The organism is Labrys methylaminiphilus subsp. lupini (assembly GCF_051161885.1).
In the GTDB taxonomy this organism is placed as follows: domain Bacteria; phylum Pseudomonadota; class Alphaproteobacteria; order Rhizobiales; family Labraceae; genus Labrys.
Map to the genome: position 1 here is coordinate 5,390,338 of NZ_JBMDIH010000001.1, position 19,271 is coordinate 5,409,608.

The 19,271-nt window shown below is 65.4% G+C and carries 19 protein-coding genes; 6 read left to right on the forward strand and 13 right to left on the reverse strand.

Annotated elements, in window-relative coordinates:
* Nucleotide 1: 1 nt before the first annotated feature.
* Nucleotides 2-1,237, reverse strand: coding sequence for a signal recognition particle-docking protein FtsY (ftsY, locus tag ACN6KF_RS25255; protein WP_434959497.1), 1,236 nt, complete (start codon nt 1,235-1,237; stop codon nt 2-4).
* 102 nt (nt 1,238-1,339) lie between these two features.
* Here ftsY and ACN6KF_RS25260 point away from each other — a divergent pair, with 102 nt between their 5' ends.
* The gene (locus ACN6KF_RS25260; protein WP_434959498.1) at nt 1,340-2,095 is read left to right on the forward strand and encodes an RluA family pseudouridine synthase; all 756 of its coding nucleotides are present in this window, start codon (nt 1,340-1,342) and stop codon (nt 2,093-2,095) included.
* Here ACN6KF_RS25260 and ACN6KF_RS25265 read toward each other — a convergent pair.
* Together ACN6KF_RS25265 and ACN6KF_RS25270 are read right to left on the reverse strand one after the other, a co-directional pair.
* Complete coding sequence (locus ACN6KF_RS25265; protein WP_434959499.1) at nt 2,082-2,978, reverse strand: LysR substrate-binding domain-containing protein; 897 nt, start codon at nt 2,976-2,978, stop codon at nt 2,082-2,084. The two genes, ACN6KF_RS25260 and ACN6KF_RS25265, sit on opposite strands and share 14 nt — an antisense overlap.
* Nucleotides 2,979-3,387: 409 nt before the next feature.
* Nucleotides 3,388-4,386 carry a LysR substrate-binding domain-containing protein gene (locus tag ACN6KF_RS25270; RefSeq protein WP_434959500.1) on the reverse strand — a complete coding sequence of 333 codons (999 nt, stop codon included), beginning with the start codon at nt 4,384-4,386 and terminating at the stop codon, nt 3,388-3,390.
* A gap of 111 nt (nt 4,387-4,497) precedes the next feature.
* Between ACN6KF_RS25270 and ACN6KF_RS25275 the strand changes: the two genes are divergently transcribed.
* Nucleotides 4,498-4,725: a hypothetical protein gene (locus ACN6KF_RS25275; RefSeq protein ID WP_434959501.1), complete on the forward strand. Its 228-nt coding sequence runs from the start codon at nt 4,498-4,500 to the stop codon at nt 4,723-4,725.
* A gap of 91 nt (nt 4,726-4,816) precedes the next feature.
* Here ACN6KF_RS25275 and ispG read toward each other — a convergent pair whose 3' ends face one another.
* Complete coding sequence (gene ispG, locus ACN6KF_RS25280; protein ID WP_434959502.1) at nt 4,817-6,070, reverse strand: flavodoxin-dependent (E)-4-hydroxy-3-methylbut-2-enyl-diphosphate synthase; 1,254 nt, start codon at nt 6,068-6,070, stop codon at nt 4,817-4,819.
* Nucleotides 6,071-6,216: 146 nt separating this feature from the next.
* Here ispG and ACN6KF_RS25285 point away from each other — a divergent pair, with 146 nt between their 5' ends.
* Nucleotides 6,217-7,317 carry an FUSC family protein gene (locus ACN6KF_RS25285; protein WP_434959503.1) on the forward strand — a complete coding sequence of 367 codons (1,101 nt, stop codon included), beginning with the start codon at nt 6,217-6,219 and terminating at the stop codon, nt 7,315-7,317.
* A gap of 42 nt (nt 7,318-7,359) precedes the next feature.
* Here ACN6KF_RS25285 and ACN6KF_RS25290 read toward each other — a convergent pair whose 3' ends face one another.
* Both ACN6KF_RS25290 and ACN6KF_RS25295 read right to left on the reverse strand, forming a co-directional pair.
* Complete coding sequence (locus ACN6KF_RS25290; RefSeq protein WP_434959504.1) at nt 7,360-7,767, reverse strand: GlcG/HbpS family heme-binding protein; 408 nt, start codon at nt 7,765-7,767, stop codon at nt 7,360-7,362.
* Nucleotides 7,760-8,536, reverse strand: coding sequence for an SDR family oxidoreductase (locus ACN6KF_RS25295; RefSeq protein WP_434959505.1), 777 nt, complete (start codon nt 8,534-8,536; stop codon nt 7,760-7,762). Before ACN6KF_RS25295 ends, ACN6KF_RS25290 begins: the two co-directional genes overlap by 8 nt.
* 90 nt (nt 8,537-8,626) lie before the next feature.
* On the opposite strand from ACN6KF_RS25295, the gene ACN6KF_RS25300 reads away from it, so the two are divergent.
* Nucleotides 8,627-9,532: a LysR family transcriptional regulator gene (locus tag ACN6KF_RS25300; RefSeq protein WP_434959506.1), complete on the forward strand. Its 906-nt coding sequence runs from the start codon at nt 8,627-8,629 to the stop codon at nt 9,530-9,532.
* A gap of 13 nt (nt 9,533-9,545) precedes the next feature.
* Here ACN6KF_RS25300 and ACN6KF_RS25305 read toward each other — a convergent pair whose 3' ends face one another.
* From ACN6KF_RS25305 to ACN6KF_RS25325, 5 genes are all read right to left on the reverse strand, one after another.
* Nucleotides 9,546-10,469 (reverse strand): MerR family transcriptional regulator, encoded by a 924-nt coding sequence (locus tag ACN6KF_RS25305; protein ID WP_434959507.1) that lies wholly within the window; start codon nt 10,467-10,469, stop codon nt 9,546-9,548.
* 148 nt (nt 10,470-10,617) lie between these two features.
* The gene (locus ACN6KF_RS25310; RefSeq protein ID WP_434959508.1) at nt 10,618-11,178 is read right to left on the reverse strand and encodes a transcriptional repressor; all 561 of its coding nucleotides are present in this window, start codon (nt 11,176-11,178) and stop codon (nt 10,618-10,620) included.
* Between the two features lie 117 nt (nt 11,179-11,295).
* Nucleotides 11,296-12,585, reverse strand: a complete 1,290-nt coding sequence (locus ACN6KF_RS25315) for a glutamate-5-semialdehyde dehydrogenase (RefSeq protein WP_434959509.1) — start codon at nt 12,583-12,585, stop codon at nt 11,296-11,298.
* Nucleotides 12,586-12,691: 106 nt separating this feature from the next.
* The gene (locus ACN6KF_RS25320) at nt 12,692-14,272 is read right to left on the reverse strand and encodes a DHA2 family efflux MFS transporter permease subunit (protein ID WP_434959510.1); all 1,581 of its coding nucleotides are present in this window, start codon (nt 14,270-14,272) and stop codon (nt 12,692-12,694) included.
* Between the two features lie 218 nt (nt 14,273-14,490).
* Nucleotides 14,491-15,822, reverse strand: a complete 1,332-nt coding sequence (locus ACN6KF_RS25325) for an HlyD family secretion protein (RefSeq protein ID WP_434959511.1) — start codon at nt 15,820-15,822, stop codon at nt 14,491-14,493.
* Between the two features lie 327 nt (nt 15,823-16,149).
* Here ACN6KF_RS25325 and ACN6KF_RS25330 point away from each other — a divergent pair, with 327 nt between their 5' ends.
* Nucleotides 16,150-16,806 carry a TetR/AcrR family transcriptional regulator gene (locus ACN6KF_RS25330; RefSeq protein ID WP_434959512.1) on the forward strand — a complete coding sequence of 219 codons (657 nt, stop codon included), beginning with the start codon at nt 16,150-16,152 and terminating at the stop codon, nt 16,804-16,806.
* A 60-nt stretch (nt 16,807-16,866) separates the two neighbouring features.
* Here ACN6KF_RS25330 and ACN6KF_RS25335 read toward each other — a convergent pair whose 3' ends face one another.
* Nucleotides 16,867-17,583, reverse strand: coding sequence for a hypothetical protein (locus ACN6KF_RS25335; protein ID WP_434959513.1), 717 nt, complete (start codon nt 17,581-17,583; stop codon nt 16,867-16,869).
* Between the two features lie 137 nt (nt 17,584-17,720).
* Here ACN6KF_RS25335 and ACN6KF_RS25340 point away from each other — a divergent pair, with 137 nt between their 5' ends.
* Complete coding sequence (locus ACN6KF_RS25340; protein WP_434959514.1) at nt 17,721-18,860, forward strand: helix-turn-helix domain-containing protein; 1,140 nt, start codon at nt 17,721-17,723, stop codon at nt 18,858-18,860.
* Here the strand turns inward: ACN6KF_RS25340 and ACN6KF_RS25345 are convergent.
* On the reverse strand, nt 18,854-19,156 hold the full coding sequence (locus ACN6KF_RS25345; protein WP_434959515.1) for a hypothetical protein: 303 nt from the start codon (nt 19,154-19,156) through the stop codon (nt 18,854-18,856). The genes ACN6KF_RS25340 and ACN6KF_RS25345 overlap by 7 nt on opposite strands.
* Nucleotides 19,157-19,271 lie beyond the last annotated feature (115 nt).

Here is a 19,271-nt window from a genome sequence, read left to right on the forward strand (position 1 = left end):
CTCACTCCATCCCGGCAATGGCGCGGGAGAAGTCCCGGGCAGAGAAGGGTTCGAGATCGTCGATGCCTTCGCCGACGCCGATATAATGCACCGGCAGGCCGAATTTGGCTGATAGCGCCACCAGGATGCCACCGCGTGCCGTACCGTCGAGCTTGGTCATCACGAGGCCGGTGACGCCGGCGGTCTTGCCGAAGATTTCGGTCTGCGAGATGGCGTTCTGGCCCACGGTGGCATCGAGTACCAGCAGCACGGCATGGGGGGCGCTCTCGTCGATCTTCTTGATCACGCGCACCACCTTGGCGAGCTCATCCATCAGCAGCGCCTTGTTCTGCAGGCGCCCGGCGGTATCGATCAGCAGTACGTCCGAGCCGTTTTCCTGGGCTGCTTTGAGGGCATCGAAGGCCAGGCCGGCGGAATCGGCACCCTGCGCGCGGGCCACGATGGGCGAGTGGGTGCGCTCGGCCCAGACCTTGAGCTGCTCGATGGCGGCGGCGCGGAAGGTGTCACCGGCGGCCAGCGTCACCTTGAGGCCGTCGGCGCTGAACTTGGCGGCGAGCTTGCCGATGGTGGTTGTCTTGCCCGAGCCGTTGACGCCGACCATCAAGAGCACGAAAGGCTTGCGGGAGCGGTCGATTTCCAAGGGCTTGGCCACCGGCGTGAGGATGGCCTCGACCTCGCTGGCCAGCACCTGGTGAACCTCCTCCGGCGAGATCTGGCGGTCGAAGCGTCCCTTGCCGATCGCGGCGGCGATGCGGGTGGAGACGTCGACGCCGAGATCGGCCTGGATCAGCACATCCTCCAGTTCCTCGATCGTGGTGGCATCGAGCTTGCGCTTGAGCACGATGTCGGTGATGCCGCGCGAGATGGCGCTGGACGAGCGCGACAGGCCGTCGCGCAGGCGGCGCCACCAGGATTTTTTCTCGACGGGAACAGGAGCTGGAACGGGAGCAGACTCCGGTTCGCTCGCGGGAGCCGGCTCCGGTGCTGGAGGAGGAGGCGAGACGGAAGGCTCGGGTTCAGAGGGGACGACCAGCTCGGCCGCAGCCAGCGGAACAGGCTCGGTCAGCGCTTCGAGCAACGGTTCCGACGCGGGTTCCGCAGGGCGTGGCTCTTCGACGGGCGCCGGGAGCACCTGCTCGGATGTCTGCTCGGGCCTGGTTTCGGTCTCGGGCGCCGCAGCGCCTCGCCCGAACAGCCGTGAAAAGAAGCCGGGCTTTTGCTTGTCGCTCTCAGTCATCGAAACGGTCTGGATCCTTTGATGGCGAACCTGCCACCGAAAAATGGTCTCATGTTGAAGGAACCTCTAGCCGACAATGCCCGATCACGATAGCGCTAAGCGATGATATCGCTCGATTTGACCACGCGGCTTGTTCACCGCGACGCCCTGATCCTGATCCTCGACAAGCCTGCCGGCCTGCCCGTGCACGCCGGCCCGAAAGGCGGGCCCAACCTCACCGCCATGCTCGAGCAGTTGCGCTTCGGCCTGCCCCGCAATCCGGAACTCGCGCACCGGCTCGACAAGGATACGTCCGGCTGCCTGGTGCTCGGGCGGCATGCCCGGCCTCTGCGCACCCTCAACGAGCTCTTCGCCAAGGGCGGCATCGAGAAGACCTATTGGGCCGTGGTCGAGGGCGGCCCCGCCGAAGAAAGTGGCCTGATCGACATGCCGATCGCCCGGCGTTCGCCCGAACGCGGCTGGTGGATGAAGCCGGCCGAGGATGGACTGCCGGCCCAGACCGATTTTCGCGTGCTAGGCCGGGCCGAGGGGCTTACCTGGCTGGAACTCAAGCCGCGCACCGGGCGCACCCATCAACTGCGCCTGCATTGCGCCGCCTCCGGCTTTCCGATCGTCGGCGATCCGATCTATGGCAGCGCGCCGCGCGAGGGCGGCCCGGTGCTGCATCTGCATGCCCGTGGCGTGAGTGTGCCGATCCTGCCCAAGAAACCCGCCGTCAGCGCCGAGGCGGCGCCACCCGACCATATGGGTGAGCACCTTGCGACCCTCGGCTATCAGGGGCCTGTAAGCCCGACGCCGCCCGAACTGGTGCAGCCGGCGGCCGAGCCGGTGCGCCGCCGCGGGCTCAGGCCGAAATAGGTTGCCCACCCGCCAGCTCCGCCAGGATCCAGTCCCGGAAGGCGCGGATCTTGGGTTGGTTGCGGCGGGCTTCGGGATAGACCAGGTAGAAAGAGCGTTCGCTCTCCAGCACCAGCTCGAAAGGCTGGATCAGGCGCCCTTCGGCGAGATCGTCGTCATAGAGGGCGGTGGACAGGATGGCGACCCCCTGTCCCGCCTTGGCCGCCGCGTTGATCACCGCCTGGCTGCTGAGATTGTAGACGAGCTTGGGCATCTCATAGCTGACGCCGGCCGCTTCGAACCATTCGCGCCACCAGTGATCGCCGGGATCGAGAAGGGGCAGGCGCAGAAGATCGGCCGGCGTGTAATGCGGGCCAAGACGAGCGACGAGGCCGCGGCTGAGCATGGGCGTGTAGTCACCGGCAAGCAGGCGGTGTGCCTGCAGTCCGGGCCAGTCCCCGGCGCCGAAAAAGATGGCGAGGTCGGTTTCCTCGCGGGTGAAATCGATGGCTCGGTCGGTCGCCTCGATACGAACCGCCAAGGCGGGATGGGCGAGCTGGAAGGCGCCGATATGGCGGGCAAGCCAACTGGTGGCAAAACTCACCTTGGCGCAGACGGTCAGTACGCCCTCGATGCCGCCGCGCGCCGCCGCATAGGCCTCGCCGATCAGGGCGAAGGCGTCCGTGATCGCCGGGGCCAGGCGCTGGCCGGCCACGCTGAGCTCGATCTGGCGTGGCTTGCGCAGAAAGAGCGGGCCGCCGAAGCGCTCCTCCAGGAGCTTGATCTGATAGGAAACGGCAGCCTGGGTCATGCCGAGCTCGCCCGCCGCGCGGGTGAAGCTCAAATGCCGCGCCACGGCCTCGAAGACCCGGATGGCGGTCAGCGGCGGCAAAGCGGTGTTCACGATGCATCAGCTCTCTTTATGGGCCTTGCTTGAGCTTCAATTCGTCATCGCTGCGATTCCATGGAAGAACCATGGGTGAAACGGCGAAATCAAGGCCGGATTGGAGATTTAGCCATGACAATGGCGCAGGTTGTACGCATAGGGCAAGCTTATTTCGAGACTGGCGATCGGGAGCAGGCCGCATCACGGCCGGGGCAGCGATCATGGCTGCGGAGGCGCGGTTTGATTGGCCTCTCCTGCCATTTGCTGCGCGATATCGGGGCCGTCGACATCCGCGAAAAGGCCAGGCCCTGCGAGCCTGCCGCGAGTGCCCGCGATCTGATCGATCGTTACAGGTAAGAGGCAGGCGGACTGGCTGACCGGCCACGATTGTCGCCGGCTGAGCGGGTACCGTGGACCACCGATCGCGCTAGGAGGCGATCGCCTCCTCGGTCTGGCCGGCGACATGGGTGGTCCTGCCGACCTCGTCCAGGATCCAGTCGCGGAAGACGCGGATCTTCGGCAGGTTGCGGCGCGCTTCGGGATAGACCAGATAGAAGGATTGTTCGCCGGCCGTTTCGTCGAAGGGCTGGATCAGCCGCCCTTCAGCAAGGTCCTTCGCCCATAGTGCGCGCGAGAGGATGGCGACACCCTGGCCGTCCAGCGCCGCGGTTCCGACGAAGGCCTGCGAACCGATGCAGGGGATTTCCACCGGGCCGCGATGGTTGCTGCCGAAGCGGTCCTGCCCGCGTGTGATCGCCGGTGCCGTTTGCGCCTGGCCGTGCGTCGAGTTCGTGGGCCGGCGGGCAACCCTGACCCTGTCGAACCAGTCGTCCCACCACGTGTCGCCAGGATCGAGCAAGGGCAGGCGCAGGAGGTCGGCCGGCTGCTTCACGCCGCCGATAGTGGCGGCGAGCTTTGGGCTGAGCATGGGGGAATATTCGCCTGGAAGCAGGCGGTGGCTGCACAGGCCCGGCCAGTCGCCGTCGCCGTGGCGGATCGCGAGATCGATATCGTTGCGCGCGAAGTCGACCGGCTGATTATTGGCGTCGATCCGCACTGCAAGCGCCGGATGGCGGATCTGGAAGGCGCCGACATGGCGGGCCAGCCAGGTCGTGGCGAAGGTGACCGAGGCCGTGACCGTGAGCACACCCTCGGCATCGCCGCGCGCCGAGGCATAGGCCTGGGCGAGCAGGGAAAAGGCCTCGCTCACGGCCGGCGCCAGGCGTTGCCCGGCCTCGGTCAGTTCGACCTGGCGCGGACGGCGCAGGAAAAGCGGGCTGCCGAAGCGCTCCTCGAGCAGCTTGATCTGATAGGAGACAGCGGCCTGGGTCATGGCGAGTTCGCTTGCCGCGCGCGTGAAACTCTGGTGCCGGGCCACGGCCTCGAACACCCGGATGGCGGTGAGGGGAGGGAGCGGAAGCGTCATTTGCTATAAGCCTATTTTATGGCTCCAAATCGAGCTTCAATTAGCCACATCTCGCGGGAAATGGGAATATCCCTGTCAGATATTGTTAATTGTCGCTCAGGAGATTTGGCCATGACGGCCGTTCAGTTCCACCACATAGATCTATCTTATTGCAACGCGCGGGAAGACAGGCAGGGCGCCAGGCTTCCTCGGACATCCGTCCGGCGCCGCCTCGTCGGCCTGTTCGGCTTTTCGGATCACCTGCTGCGCGACATCGGCGTGCTCGATGGCCAGCCAGTGAGGGGCAGGCCGACCGAGGCCGCCGCCAGCGCCTACGACCTGATGGACCGCTATCGCTAAGCCTGGGAGCGCGGACGTCCCGCCCGCTTTTCTTTTCCTGCAGTCGTGACGTTTCCAAGGGGGCGGGGGAGGACATCCGCGTTCCCAGGGATTATTCCGCTGCGGGCCTAACCCCGTAGCGGTTCTCGATATAGTCGATCACCAGCTGCTTGAATTCGTCGGCGATGCCGGGGCCGCGCAGAGTCGCGGCCTTCTGGCCGTCGATGAATACCGGCGCCGTCGGTGTCTCGCCGGTGCCGGGCAGGGAGATGCCGATATCGGCATGCTTGCTCTCACCGGGGCCGTTGACGATGCAGCCCATCACCGCGACCTTCAGCGTCTCGACGCCGGGATAGCGCGTCTTCCAGTCGGGCATGGAATCGACGATGAAGCCCTGGATGCTTTGGGCGAGCTCCTGGAACACCGTCGAGGTGGTGCGACCGCAGCCGGGGCAGGCGGCGACCAGCGGCACGAAGGTGCGGATGCCCATCACTTGCAGGATCTCCTGGGAGACCTTGACCTCCTGGGTGCGGTCGCCGCCGGGCTCCGGCGTGAGCGAGACGCGGATGGTGTCGCCGATGCCGGCCTGCAGCAGCGGCGAGAGGGCGGCGGCCGAGGCGACGATGCCTTTCGAACCCATGCCGGCCTCGGTGAGGCCGAGATGCAGGGCATAGTCGGAACGGCTTGCCATCTCGTTGTAGACGGCGATGAGATCCTGCACCGCCGAGACCTTGGCCGAGATGATGATGCGGGACTTGGGCAGGCCCATTTCCACCGCGCGATCGGCCGAGAGCAGGGCTGACTGCACCAGTGCCTCCCAGGTTACGGTGCGGGCATCGACGGGCGCCTCGCTCCTGGCGTTCTCGTCCATCAGATGAGTGAGCAGTTCCTGGTCGAGCGAGCCCCAGTTCGCGCCAATGCGCACCGGCTTGTCATGGCGCATCGCCGTCTCGATGATGGCACCGAACTGGCGGTCGCGCTTGTCCTTGAAGCCGACATTGCCGGGGTTGATGCGGTATTTGTCGAGTGCCTCGGCACAAGCGGGATGGTCGGCCAGCAGCTTGTGGCCGATATAGTGGAAATCTCCGATGATCGGCGTGGTCACGCCGATGCGCATCAGCCTCTCCTTGATGCGCGGTACAGCCGCGGCGGCCTCGTCGCGATCCACCGTGATGCGTACCAGTTCAGATCCGGCGCGAGCCAGGGCGGCGACCTGCCGCACGGTGCCATCGATATCGGCCGTGTCGGTATTGGTCATCGACTGCACGACGATAGGTGCGCCGCCACCGACCGTGACGCCGCCGACATCGACGGGAACGGTAAGGCGACGGGACATCAGGCCAAAGCGCGCATAGGACGGGATCATCGGGCACCGCTGGTTTCGTTTGGGGATGACATGGACCTCACCGGCAGGCGCGTCAAGGTTCGGCACACCGTGGTTTGGAAAACGCAGAGGTTGCGCTCCGCCCGAACCTTTCTACCATCGCATCTTGCAAATGATGTGATGGGTTGATGATGATCGGCGCTGGTGCCACGGCACGCCTGTTCAAATGGTTCGCGGCCAAGCGTATGGAACTGGCCCTGGCCGTGCGCGTCACGGTGGCGGCGGGCCTGACTTTCGTGGCGGTCAAGCTGGTCGATCTTTCCCAGTCGAGCTGGGCGGTGATCACCTCCATCATCGTCATGCAAGCCAGCCTGGGCGGCTCGGTCAAGGCGGCGATGGACCGGATGGCCGGCACGCTGCTCGGGGCTCTATGGGGCGCGGCGGTGTCGGTGGTGATGCCGCATCATGAGGGCAATGTCGCACTCGGCCTGGCGGTGCTGATGGCCGTGGCGCCGATGGCGGTGGCCTCCGCCCTCAGGCCGAGCTTCCGGGTGGCGCCCATCACGGCGCTGATCGTGCTGATTCCGGCGGGCGGTACGCTGCTGCCGCCCTATGCCTATGCGGCCGAGCGCGTCGCGGAGATCGCGCTCGGCATTATCGTCGGTGTCGGCGTCGCCCTCTTCGTGCTGCCCGCTCGGGCGCAGGGGGCGCTCGCCGCCGCGGCCGCGCGCGTCGCCGATCTCAATGCCGAACTTCTGCTCGCTCTGACGGGCAGCCTCATCGACGGCAAGGGCCGGCCCGAGCTCGCCGGCATCAACAAGCGCATCCGCGCCGGCCTGCGCCAGATCGATGCGGCAGTGGAGGAGACGGTGCGCGAGCGCAGCGCCCATCTCAGCGCCGCCATCGATCCCGAACCCATGGCGCGCACGCTCTACCGCGTCCGGCATGATCTCGTCATCATCGCCCGGGTCTGCGTGCGCGCTCTGCCGGAACGGGTAGCGCCGACCCTGACCGAGCCCCTGGAGGCGATGAGGGACGCGACCGTCGGCCTGCTGCGCGGAATCGCCGAAGCCCTGCGGCGCGGCTATCTCGGGCCGGATGCCGTGGGCTTCGACACCAGCCTTACCGCCTATGTCGCCGCCATGGACAAGTTGCGGGCGGCCGGCGTGCTGCGGGAGCTCCAGAGCGAGGAGGTCGGCCGCCTCTACGCCCTGCGCTTCGGTTTCGAGCAACTCGGCCAGGACATCAAGGACCTGGTCGAGCGCAGCAGCGATCTGGCTCGGGAATAGAACGCAGGGCCTGATTCAGCAAACAGGCCCGATGTTCTGGGGTCAGCTCTGTTGCTCGACCGCCGATCGGGCGAGAGCGGCGTCCTGTTCGGGGCTGCCACCCGACACTCCCAGCCCGCCGATCAAGGCCCCCTCAGAGTCGAACAGGGGTATCCCACCGCCCATGAGGAGCAGGCCGCCATGGTGGATGTGGTCGAAATGCGGGACTGGCTGGCCGATCTGCAGCGGCGCATTCAGGGCTTCGGTGGGCGCCTGAAACATGACCGAGGTGCGGGCCTTGGCAATGGCGAGTTCGTTCGATGCCAGCCAGGCGCCATCCATGCGGGAGAACGCCACCAGGTTCGCGCCCCTGTCGAGCACTGCGAAGACCGCCTTCATGCCGGCCTTCTCTGCGGCCGCGCGACCTTGAGACACAACAGACTGCGCGTGGTTGAGCGTGATCTCAGGCATTCTGACTCCACTCGGTTTCCTGCCACTGCTTGGCCGCCTTGATCGTGTCGAGCGGGCGCATGGTGCGATAGAGATGATCCTCGGCCGGAATGATATCGACCATCGCGTCGATCATCTCCTGGGGATCGTTCTGGTCTGCGAGGGCGCCGGCAAAGTCGGGCATGGGCACGACCGCGCTATCGGCGCGATACCACTGGGTGTGGCTCTCTGCGCCGGTGTCGTTGAAACCGGTGCCGAACACGCCTGGGTTCACGGTCGCGACCTTGACGCCGTAGGGCGCCAGCTCGGCCCTCATCGAGCCGGCGATGGCCTCGATGGCGTGCTTGGTTGCGCAGTAGACGCCGACGAAGGGAATGACGAGGATGCCGCCCATCGAGGAGGTCCACACCACCTTGCCGGATTTGCGCGCCACCATCTTCGGGACGATGCCCTGAGCCAGCTTGAGATGGCCGAAAACGTTGATCTCGAACGATTCTCGCACGCGTTCCATCGGGATGTCGACGACGGAGCCGCTTTCCATCACGCCGGCATTGAGGACGAGGATGTCGGGGTCGTAGCTGGCTGCATGCGCGATATCGATGTCGTCGAGAAGGTTGAGCTTGATGACTTCGAGCTTGACGCCGGCGGCCTCGGCGTCGGCGCGCAAGCCGCGTACTTGGGGCCAGGTTTCGGCGGTCGCGACGACTTGGTACCCCTGGCGGGCGAGCTCGATCGCAGCGCCGCGACCGAAACCGGAACTGGCGCCGGTGATCAGGATTTTCTTTGACATGGTCTTTCCTCCGTTCTCGATGACCGAGATCGGGGCCTACCCTATGGAAGCTTGACTGCTGCAACAATCTCGCCAATTCTTGATGTAGAGATGAGAAATATTCATCAATTGAAGAGCGGCGATCTCCTCGCGCTCACCGTGTTCCTCTCGGTTGCTGCCCATCGCAGCTTCCGGGCGGCAGCGATCGAACTCGATGTGACCCCCTCGGCCGTCAGCCATTCCATCAAGAGCCTGGAACAGCGCCTCGACGTCCGCCTGTTCAACCGTACGACCCGCAGTGTCTCCCTTACCGATGCGGGCGTGCGGCTGGCCGCCACGCTCAGGCCGGCGGTATCCTCGATCGCCGAGGCGCTGCAGGTGGTCGACGATTATCGCGAGCTCCCCAGCGGGACGGTGCGGATCAATTCCAGCGAGGGTGCGATCCGCCTCGTGCTGCTGCCGGTGCTGGCGCGCTTCGCCAGGGACTATCCGCAGGTCCATCTCGATATCGTCAGCGACGGCCGGTTGAGCGACGTCGTCGCCGATGGCTTCGATGCCGGTATCAGGCTGGCCGAGGCGGTGCCGCAGGACATGATCGCGGTTCGCCTCACCGAGACCGCACGCTTCGCCGCGGTGGCGTCGCCGGACTATTTCGCGGCCCACGGCCGCCCGGCCGTGCCGCAGGATTTGCATCGCCACGCCTGCATCCGCTTCCGGTTTGAAAGCGGTGCGATCTATCGCTGGGAATTCGAGCGTCACGGCATGACGGAGACGATCAACGTCACCGGTCCCCTCACGTTGACCGACCAGCCCTTGATGGTCGAGGCGGCGATCCAGGGCATCGGCATCGCCTTCGTGCCCGATCATCTGGTAATGGGCGCCCTGGCGGATGGGCGTCTCGAACGTGTTCTCGACGAATGGTGCCCGGCCTTTCCGGGCCTCTGCCTCTATTATCCTGGGCACCGCCACGTCTCGTCCGGGTTGCGCGCGCTGATCGCGGCCATCCGCGCGGGATGACGGCGCATTCGGTTCACAGCCGGCTCGACAGGGCCTCGACGATCCAGCCCCATTCGCTGGCCGCCAATTGGCTGGGAGGATCGCCGCGCAGGATCGCCATCAGTTCCAGATAGCGCCGCGAACGGGCATGGTGCTTGCGATATTGTTCGAGCTGCCAGTCGAGAAAAGCTTGGTCCGGCTCTTTCTTCATCGCTCGGGCCGAGTTCTGCAGCCATGTCTCGGCAATGGCCCGGCCGGTGTCCGAATTCGGCGCGACTCCCTTGGCCATGGCCTCGCGCACCTCGGCGAAAGTCTGGTCCGAGACCTGGCGATAGGCGGCAGGGTCGAAGCCGTCATTCCACAATTGCCGCATGCTGGCCTGCATCTCGCTGATATAGGCCTTGTCGCTGAGGATGCCGGTAAGTTCCGTCCAGGCGTCGATCTGTTCGGGGCTGGGATCGTCGGGCAGGTCCGGGGTGGAGGCCTCGATCATCCTGGCACGCCAGGCCGGGTCCATCCTGGCGCCGGCGCCGACCTCATCGTAGAAATTCTCGATTGTGGTGCGGAACTGGTTCTGGGAAAGGGCGGTCACGGTCCACAGTCTCCTCAAATCTTGCGGGGTGGGATCGGCGAGTTTCAGCGTGGCGCGCAAGGCGGCAGCGATGCGGCGCTTGGCCGACAGCTCGGCCTCGATGGCTTCCAGGCGCAGGGCCAGGACGTCGGTGAGGCCGAGGCGGCGGGCGAGCAGGCGCGCGATGTCGCCGAGCTTCACGCCGGCATCGCGCAGAGCGAGGATGAGATCGAGCCGGGCCCGGTCCGCCTCCGAATAGACGCGGTAGCCGCTTTCAGCCCGTGCCGTGGGCGGCAGGAGGCCCTTGTCGGAATAGAAGCGGATGCGCCTGACGGCGATGCCGCTCAGCTTGGAAAGTTCGCCGATGGTGTAGGTTCTGTCGCTCATGGCGCGGTTCTACGGGCTCCACCAAGTGGAGAGTCAAGCGGCCCGTTTCCGGAAACTTTCCGGGTGCGCGGACGTCCCGTCCGCTCTTCCTCTGCCTAGAGCCCAGTGCTCCCAAGAGCGGGCCGGACGTTCGCGGTCCCAAAGAGGGCTAACCCTGTGCCTTCGCTCGGCAGTGGCGACAGATGCCGGCGAGTTCGATGACCTGGCCGCGCGGCTGAAAGCCGATGGCGCCGGCGGCTGCGGTGAGCGCCTTGCCGACGGCTTCCGACTCGGCCTCGCCAACTGTGCCGCAGCTCTCGCAGATCAGGAACATCACCACGCTGCCGTCCTTGTGGTCATGGGCGCAGGCGATGAAGGCGTTGCGGCTTTCGATGCGATGGGCAAAGCCCTGTTCGAGCAGAAAGTCGAGCGCGCGGTAGACCGTGATCGGGGCAGGGCGCTTGCCCTCGGCATCCTCCAGCTTCTCGATCAGCTCATAGGCCCCGATCGGCTGGTGGGTGGCGGCGAGCGCCTCCAGCACCTGGCGGCGGATCTGGGTCAGCCGGACGCCGCGCTCGGCCGAGAGGCTTTCCGCGCGAGCGAGCACGGTCGAGCTGCAGTGGCTGTGATCATGGCCAGGCTCGGCGAAGACGGGCGTAGAGCCGTCATGGTCATGGCCATCATGGCTATGTCCGCGATGGTCGCGATCGTGGGAGTGGCTGTGTGCCATGGAAACCTCTCCCGCCCTATGTAGCAATGGCGGGGCGCCAATGCCAGTTCTCAAGGGAAAGGGCGCTTTCCCGGGAATGGGGCATTCGCGGGAATGCAGGCATACCGGGATCCCGGGCTAAGGCCTCACAGTGCCATGGCCGCGCACACGGTATTTGAACGAGCAGAGCTGCTCGGCGCCGACAGGGCCGCGGGCATGCATGCGGCCGGTGGCGATACCGATCTCGCCGCCGAAACCGAATTCGCCGCCATCGGCGAACTGGGTTGAGGCGTTGTGCAGCACGATGGCCGAATCGACCTCGGTGAGGAAGCGCTGGGCGGCGGCCTCGTCGTCGGTGACGATGGCATCGGTGTGGTGCGAGCCGTAGCGCTCGATATGGGCGAGCGCCGCATCGAGGCCCGAAACCACCTTCACCGAGATGATGGCGTCGAGATATTCGGTGGCCCAGTCGGTGTCGTCGGCCGGCTTCACATGGGGATCGACCGAGAGGGTGCGCGAATCGCCGCGGACCTCGCAGCCGGCCTCCAGCAGGGCCTTGACCAGTGGCTTGAGGAAGATGGGGGCTACAGCCTGGTCGACCAGCAGCGTCTCGGTGGCACCGCACACGCCGGTGCGGCGCATCTTGGCGTTGAGCACGACCTGGATGGCCATGTCGAGCGAAGCGCCGGCATGAACATAGGTGTGGTTGACGCCTTCCAGGTGGGCGAACACCGGCACGCGGGCTTCCGCCTGCACGCGCGAAACCAGGCTCTTGCCGCCGCGCGGCACCAGCACGTCGAGATTGCCGTCAAGCCCGGCCAGCATGGCGCCGACGGCGGAGCGGTCGGCCGTGGGGACCATCTGGATGGCGGCTTCGGGCAATCCGGCAGCCAGCAGGCCGGCTCTCAATGCCTTGGCAATCTCGGCGCAGGTGCGGAAGCTTTCCGAGCCGCCGCGCAGGATCGAGGCATTGCCTGCCTTCAGGCAGAGTGCTCCGGCATCGGCCAGCACATTGGGACGGCTCTCGAAGATCACGCCGACGACGCCGAGTGGCGTCGAGACACGCTCAAATTCCAGACCGTTCGGCCGCGTCCAACTCGCCAGGACATGGCCGACGGGATCGGGCTGGGCAGCGACTTCACGGATGGCCGCGGCAATGCCGGCGATGCGCTTCTCGTCGAGGGTGAGGCGATCGACATAGGAAGCGATCTGGCCGCGCGCGAGCGCATCGGCGACATCCAACGCATTGGCGGCCAGGATGGCGGCCTCATTGGCGAGGATCGCCCTGGCCATCGCCTCGAGCGCGGCATTCTTGGCTGGGGCCGGGGCGAGCGCCAGGATCCGCGCGGCCGATCGAGCCGCCTGTCCCACTTTGCGCATGACGGCAATGACGTTGCCGTCGTCCATTCCCCGGTTTTCGTCGGGCATGGTTCACCCTGTCAGTTTGGAAAGATCAGGTTGACGTGGTTAGGCCGGATCGGGGTTCGTTGCAAGGCTGTTGGGGGGCCTGTCTTCGGACCAGCCTCCCAATTCCTCAATGCCCGCCGCCACCGCCGCCGCCCGCCATCTGCGGCTTCTTCAGCATGAAGACGGAGAGGCTGAGCAGGCCGAACAGCAGCGTCAGCAGCAGGAACACATCCGAAAACGCCATCACCAACGCCTCGCGCCGCATCAGGCTGACCAGCCTGGCGACAGTCATCTGGTCGGCGGCCGCGCCGAAGGCGGCAAAGCCCGCCTTCATGTTGTCATAGGCCTGCAGGACGTTGTCGCGACTCCAGTTCACCGCCTCGCCCAGGCGCGACAGATGCAGGTCCTGGCGCTTGTTGAGCGAGGTGTTGATGATGGCAAGCCCCACCGCGCCGCCGAGATTGCGCATCAGGTTGAACAGGCCGGAGGCGTTCTTGATGCGGGCGGGGGGCAGGGTGCCTAAGGCGATGTTGGAGATCGGCACCATGCAGATCATCAAGGAGACGCCGCGCAGGACCTGCGGCAGCAGGATCTCGTAGAAATCCCAGTCATGCGTGATGCCGGTCATGATCCAGGTGCCGGCGGCAAAGCCGATAAAGCCGCCAGCGATCATCAGGCGCGGATCGACGAAGCGGGTGAGGTTGCCCGCGATCGGCGCGGTGAAGAACATGCACAGGCCGGTGACGAACATGGTCTCGCCGATCATGCGCGAATCATAGCCGCGCACGGCGGAAAGATAGACGGGGAAGAGATAGGTAAGGCCGTAGAGGCCCACGCCCAGCACGAAGGAAAGCAGCGAACCGGTGGCGAAGTTCCCGTCCTTGAAGGCGTAGAGGTCGACGATGGGTTGCCTTGCCAGCAGCACGCGGGCGAAGAACACCAGGGCGCCGATGGCTGCGAGCACCGACATCACCAGGACGGGCGTCTCGGCGAACCAGTCATGTCCCGGCCCTTCTTCCAGCGCATATTCGAGGCCGCCGAGGAACACCGCCATCGAGATCAGGCCCGTCCAGTCGAAATTGCTGAGCAGCGACAGGTCCGGCTCGTCGAAATCGACCATGGAGAAGGTCATCAGCGTGACGATCACCCCCGGCACCACATTGATGAAGAACAGCCAGTGCCAGGAGATCGCATCGGTGAGGATGCCGCCGACCGTCGGGCCGATGGTGGGGGCGAGGGTTGCCACCAGGCCGATCATCGGCGAGACGATGGCCTGCTTGGAGCGCGGGAAGATGGTGAAGGCGGCCGCGAACACGGTGGGGATCATGCCGCCGCCGATGAAGCCCTGCAGCGCGCGGTAGATGATCATCTCGTTGATGTTGGTCGCGGTACCGCACATGAAGCTCATGACGGTGAAGCCTGCGCAGGACACCGCGAAGGTCCAGCGCGTCGAGAAGGCGCGGGAGAGGAAGCCCGAGAGCGGGATCATCACCACTTCGGCGACCAGGTAGGCCGTCTGCACCCAGGGGATCTCGTCGCCGGAAGCGCCGAGGCCGGCCTGGATCTGGGGCAGGGAGGCGGAGACGACCTGGATGTCAAGGATCGCCATGAACATGCCGAACACCATCGCCAGGAAGGCGATCAGCTTGCGCTTGTCGATCTTGTCGTCGGCGGGTGCCGGAATGGCAGTGGCGGTTGCGGTGGCCATGGCGGCCTCCTGGTCCTTTTCGCCGCATCCTTGCCGGACGAAGCGCGCGAAAGCCTTCTCCACACAATGGGGAAGGTGGCATTTCGAAGAAATGCCGGATGGGGTGCGGGTCGTTCGTTGATCTTATCCGGATAGGGCGTGCGAGCGGACCACACCCCATCCGACCCGGCCTCGCCGGGCCACCTTCCCCACTGCGTGGAGAAGGCTTTCTCGTGGCACTACCCCTTCGGGCCGGTGCGGCTGTCGACCGTCACCACCACCGACAGCCCGGGGCGCAGCTTGCCGCTGAGGGCGAGGTCGGCGGGCACCTCGATGCGAACAGGCACGCGCTGCGTGATCTTGGTGAAGTTGCCGGTGGCGTTCTCGGGCGGCAGCAGGCTGAAGATCGAGCCGGAGGCCGGCGAGAACTTGCCGACGACGCCTTCGAAGGTATTGCCGTCCATCGAGTCGACCGAGACTTCCACCTTCTGGCCTGATACCAGCGGGCCGAGCTGCGTTTCCTTGAAGTTGGCCGCGATGTAGATGCTCTTGAGTGGCACCAGCGCGATCAGGCGCGAGCCGGGGGAGACATATTGGCCCGGCTGGGCGGCGCGGTTGCCGACCACGCCGTCGGTGGGGGCGCGAACCACGGTGGCGTCGAGATCGTTCTGCGCCTTGACGATGGCGACGTCGAGCTCCTTGGCACCCTGCTCGGCCTCGGCCTTCTGAGCCTGCGTCACGGCGAGATTGGCCTTGGCCGCGATCACGTTGGCCTGGGCGCTGTTGAGGCTCGCCTGCGCATTGGTGAGCGTGGCATTGGCACTGGCAAGACCGGCATTAGCCTTGTCACGGTCGGCAGTGGCCTGGTCGAGTGTGGCCTTGGAGCCGAAATTCTGGGCGGCCAGCGTGTCGGCCCGTTCGAAGGCGGCATTGGCGCGCACGATCTCGGCCTTGGCCGAGTCGATGCCGGCCTGCGCCGATTCGATGCCGGCCTTGGCCGAAGCGACCCCGGCATTGGCGGTTTCGATCGCCGCCTGCTGGGCCACGACCTGCTGGTCGATGCGGGCGATGGTCGCGTTCTGGGTGACGCGCTTGGCCTTGGCGGATTCGAGCGCGGTGCGATAGTCGGTGTCGTCGAGCTTGACGATGACGTCGCCGGCCTTGACGCTGTCGCCGTTCTGCACCGGCACGCTGTCGACATAGCCCGAGACCTTGACGCCCAGGGTCGAGACGTCGGCCTGCACATAGGCGTCGTCGGTCTCGACCATGAAGCGGCCATTGGTCCACCAGTCATAGCCGTACCAGCCGCCCGCCGCGAGGGCGACGACCAGCAGGATCGGCAGGACGGTGCGGGCCTTGGATTTCTTCTTGCCGGCAGCGGCGGCAGGCTTGGTCTGCGCCGGAGCCGCAGGAGCCTCGGTCTTCTGGGGCTCGGTCTTCTTGGTCTCGGGCGCTTCCGGCGCGTCGGTGCGCTGGCGCTCCAGGGTCACGACGTTGTCGGTAACATCGGCAGAGCCGGTGGCTCCCTGGCCACCCGGCACGGCATTGTGGTCGCGAGCTGCGTCCATCATAATCTCCCAACCGGAAGGTGAGGCGCCCCTGGACAACTCGGATAAGTTGTCTGCAAAACCAGACCGTGTTGATCTTGCCCCGGAGCATTCTACGATTTGGGTGGTTATGCCAAGGATCGCAAATATGCATTAAAACAAAGGCTTAGAGTAAAATTCGCTTCCAGGGAAACGCGTTTCGCTCCGGTCGACAAGATCAATACCGTCTGGCTGGGACTGTTAGGATCGAACCGAACGGTTCAGTCAGTTTTCGTTGACTATCATGTTGCGCTGCGATACGCAATAAAAATCGAACCGAACGGTTCAGTCATTTTTTGGGGACTTCCAGCCATGCTCGCCGAAAGCCCGGTGCCCGCGAAAGAGCCGGCTACCGACCCACCGGCCGCCGACAACGCCAAATGCCGCCAGATCGTCGATGGCGCCCGTCGCGTCTTTCTGGCCCATGGTTTCGAAGGCGCCAGCATGAACGACATCGCCAAGGAGGCTGGCGTCTCCAAGGGCACTCTCTACGTCTATTTCGAGAACAAGGAGCGCCTGTTCGCGGCGATCGTCGACGAGGAGCGTTCCTCCCATGTCGAGCGCATCTTCGAGTTCGATTACAACTCCCCCGACGTCGAAGGCACGCTGCTGGAGCTTTCCGCCGCGATCACCGCCTTCATCTGCCAGCCGCGCATCATCTCGGCGATGCGCGCCGTGATGGGCATCACCGAACGCATGCCCGATATCGGAGCCCATTTCTACAATGCGGGGCCTGGCCACTCGCGCAAGCAATTGGCTAAATATCTCGATCTGCGCGTGGCCGCTGGCCAACTCGCCATCGAGGATACCGAGCTTGCCGCCGCCCAGTTCCTGGAAATGTCGCACGGCCCCTTGCTGAAGCCGATGTTTTTCATGGCCAACAACACGCCGCCGACCAAGGATCGCATCCGTGAGGTGGCACAGTCAGCCGTGAGGGTGTTCATGGCCGCCTATGGCGTAAGGAAGTAGAGGGCTTCGCCCTTACATCTCGGGGACGCCGAAGAGGGCGAAAACCTGTCCTGTCGGCACTCACCCTCCGGCGATGCGCACCCGCAGGAAATCACCCTTGATGGCGATGGCCGGCTTTACGCCCGGTCTGTTCGGCAGGGTGCTGTCGACCAGCGAGCTATGGCCGCTTACCGCATAATTCACCGCCGCCGCGCCGGCAAAGCGCAGCTCCGCATCGATGGCGTTGCCGCCGAGGGTTATGCTTTCGTCCTGGTCGACGCGGGCATAGGAGAGGCGGGCTCGGATGGCATTGCCCTCGATCGAAACAGTGCGCGCATGGCCGTCCAGCGCGATGTCGCCGGCCCTGCTGTCGACGTCGAGCGAGGCGAAGTTGCCCGACAGCCGGCTGGAGGTGGCATTCTGCTCGATGGAGACGGCGACACCCTCGGGCAGGGTGGCGTCAAGGTCGAGACGGCAATCGGAGGCGCCGAACCAGGCGCGATTGCCGGTGTCGACCCGCAGCTCGGTGCCAACCAGGCGGATCGAGCCGGCGTTCTCGCAGCCACCCGCACTCCAACTCGATCGCCAGAAGGCGAACCAGCCATCCGGTCGGCTGCGCAACTCGGCCCGATAGGGGCCGTCGCGGCTGGCGGTCAGCTGGATCAGGCCCGCCGGGCCGGTGACGACCACCGACCTCACCGAGCCGGCATCCACTTCACCGAGGCTGGTGCGTGTCCGGTCCGGGGCCATCCAGCCGGCAGTAATGAACAGGGCGGCGGCGATCAATAGTGCTCTCATGGCTGTCTCCCGTGTGGCGCGAGGGAGGACGGAGCCGGAAATCGCCTCATCCGGCGACCTCGATTGCGATCGGGGACGAATCCGAACGTGATCGAGGACAGAAATGGTGTAGATTCGTCCCGTTCCGGAAGCACCTCATGATCTTCGTGCCCCTGCCTTTCGTCAGCGCGCTGCTCTTTGCCATCCTGCTGGTGCAGATGGCGCGGCAGGGCGATCGTCCCTGGCGCGACAATGCCTTCTTCCTGCTCCTGCTCGGCTTCACCGTGCTCTCCGTGCTGCTCGGCCTGCGCTGGGGCTATGGGATCAGGATCTTCATCCCGCTGCAGGCCATGCTGGCCGCGCTGACGCCTGCCTTGGCCTGGCTTGCCTTCCGCGGTCTCACCGGCGAAGGTCCGATACTGCGCTGGGCCAAGGTCTGGCCCCATCTCATGCCCGCTGGCCTGGTCGGACTGCTCTTTACGATCTCATCGATGTCGATCGACCTCGTGGTAATCCTGGCCTTTCTCGGCTATGGCCTCGCCTTGTCCCGGCTGGCGCTGGCCGGCCCCGACGTGCTGATAGCGCCCCGGCTGGACGGCGTGCTGCGGTCCTATCGCGCGCTGCAGATCACCGCCGTGGCCTGCCTTCTCTCCGGGCTGATGGATATCGTCATCAGCCTCGACATGCGTTGGATGGGAGGCGCCATTTCCGAGGCCATGGTGTCCGGCGGCAATGTCGTGGTGCTGCTTGTGCTCGGAGTGGCCGCCGCCTCGGCGGGATCGGCGGCGCCGGCCGAAGAGGCCGAGCCGCAGGTGATTGAGCCGCTTGTCCGTCCGGGCAGCGACGAGGACAAGGCGGTGGCCCAGGCGCTCGACGCGCTGATGGCGGAACGTCAGCTCTACAAGGATGTCGATCTCAATCTCGGGCGGCTTGCCCGGCGCCTGAACCTGCCGGCACGCAGGGTCTCCTCGGCCGTCAACCGCATTCACGGTATGAGCGTGTCGCATTACGTCAACAAATACCGGATCGAGGAGGCCTGCCGCCTGCTCGCTTCGACCGATACCTCCATCATCCAGGTGATGATGGAGGCCGGCTTTCTCAGCAAGTCCAATTTCAACCGCGAATTCCTGCGCCTTACCGGCGTAAGCCCCGTCGCCTGGCGGCGAGGGCAGCGTGCCGCGCCGGCCGGGAATGCCGAGGCGAACAAGCAAAAGGCCCCGCTGTGGCGGGGCCCCAAAACTCAACTCAACATGACGCAACGCGACTTGACGCAACTCGAACGCAACGCAACTCAGTAGCAGACCCTCACGCGAGCCCAGTGGCCGCCATAGTAGTCCTCGACCCAGCGCTTCTGGATGGTGCAGCGGCGATACTGGCGATAGTAGACGGGGCGATATTCGTCGTAATAGCCGCCGCCATAATAGCTGTTGTTGTAGGCGGAGCCGGCGAGCAGGCCGCCCAGCAGGCCGATGCCAGCGCCGGCGGCGAAGGCGCCACCACGGCCATAACGGGCTTCGGCAGAACCGGTGGTGGCAATGGCAGTACCGGCCAGCGTGGCGGCAACCAGGGTTCCGGTCAGGATCTTCTTCAACATCGTCTCGTTCCCATCTCTCTTCTTGCGCGGGCTGCGCTTGCTCTGATGGGATGACAATGCCACTGCCACATCGCCGTTTCCGTGCGATTCGACACCGAGAAAACACAGCTTGGAG

Bases quoted from the DNA above. Each gene is read 5' to 3' on its own strand.
- ftsY (WP_434959497.1), bottom strand. From the start codon at position 1,237: ATGACTGAGAGCGACAAGCAAAAGCCCGGCTTCTTTTCACGGCTGTTC.
- ACN6KF_RS25260 (WP_434959498.1), top strand. From the start codon at position 1,340: ATGATATCGCTCGATTTGACCACGCGGCTTGTTCACCGCGACGCCCTG.
- ACN6KF_RS25270 (WP_434959500.1), bottom strand. From the start codon at position 4,386: ATGACGCTTCCGCTCCCTCCCCTCACCGCCATCCGGGTGTTCGAGGCC.
- ACN6KF_RS25275 (WP_434959501.1), top strand. From the start codon at position 4,498: ATGACGGCCGTTCAGTTCCACCACATAGATCTATCTTATTGCAACGCG.
- ispG (WP_434959502.1), bottom strand. From the start codon at position 6,070: ATGATCCCGTCCTATGCGCGCTTTGGCCTGATGTCCCGTCGCCTTACC.
- ACN6KF_RS25285 (WP_434959503.1), top strand. From the start codon at position 6,217: ATGATGATCGGCGCTGGTGCCACGGCACGCCTGTTCAAATGGTTCGCG.
- ACN6KF_RS25290 (WP_434959504.1), bottom strand. From the start codon at position 7,767: ATGCCTGAGATCACGCTCAACCACGCGCAGTCTGTTGTGTCTCAAGGT.
- ACN6KF_RS25295 (WP_434959505.1), bottom strand. From the start codon at position 8,536: ATGTCAAAGAAAATCCTGATCACCGGCGCCAGTTCCGGTTTCGGTCGC.
- ACN6KF_RS25300 (WP_434959506.1), top strand. From the start codon at position 8,627: ATGAGAAATATTCATCAATTGAAGAGCGGCGATCTCCTCGCGCTCACC.
- ACN6KF_RS25305 (WP_434959507.1), bottom strand. From the start codon at position 10,469: ATGAGCGACAGAACCTACACCATCGGCGAACTTTCCAAGCTGAGCGGC.
- ACN6KF_RS25310 (WP_434959508.1), bottom strand. From the start codon at position 11,178: ATGGCACACAGCCACTCCCACGATCGCGACCATCGCGGACATAGCCAT.
- ACN6KF_RS25315 (WP_434959509.1), bottom strand. From the start codon at position 12,585: ATGCCCGACGAAAACCGGGGAATGGACGACGGCAACGTCATTGCCGTC.
- ACN6KF_RS25320 (WP_434959510.1), bottom strand. From the start codon at position 14,272: ATGGCCACCGCAACCGCCACTGCCATTCCGGCACCCGCCGACGACAAG.
- ACN6KF_RS25325 (WP_434959511.1), bottom strand. From the start codon at position 15,822: ATGATGGACGCAGCTCGCGACCACAATGCCGTGCCGGGTGGCCAGGGA.
- ACN6KF_RS25330 (WP_434959512.1), top strand. From the start codon at position 16,150: ATGCTCGCCGAAAGCCCGGTGCCCGCGAAAGAGCCGGCTACCGACCCA.
- ACN6KF_RS25335 (WP_434959513.1), bottom strand. From the start codon at position 17,583: ATGAGAGCACTATTGATCGCCGCCGCCCTGTTCATTACTGCCGGCTGG.
- ACN6KF_RS25340 (WP_434959514.1), top strand. From the start codon at position 17,721: ATGATCTTCGTGCCCCTGCCTTTCGTCAGCGCGCTGCTCTTTGCCATC.
- ACN6KF_RS25345 (WP_434959515.1), bottom strand. From the start codon at position 19,156: ATGTTGAAGAAGATCCTGACCGGAACCCTGGTTGCCGCCACGCTGGCC.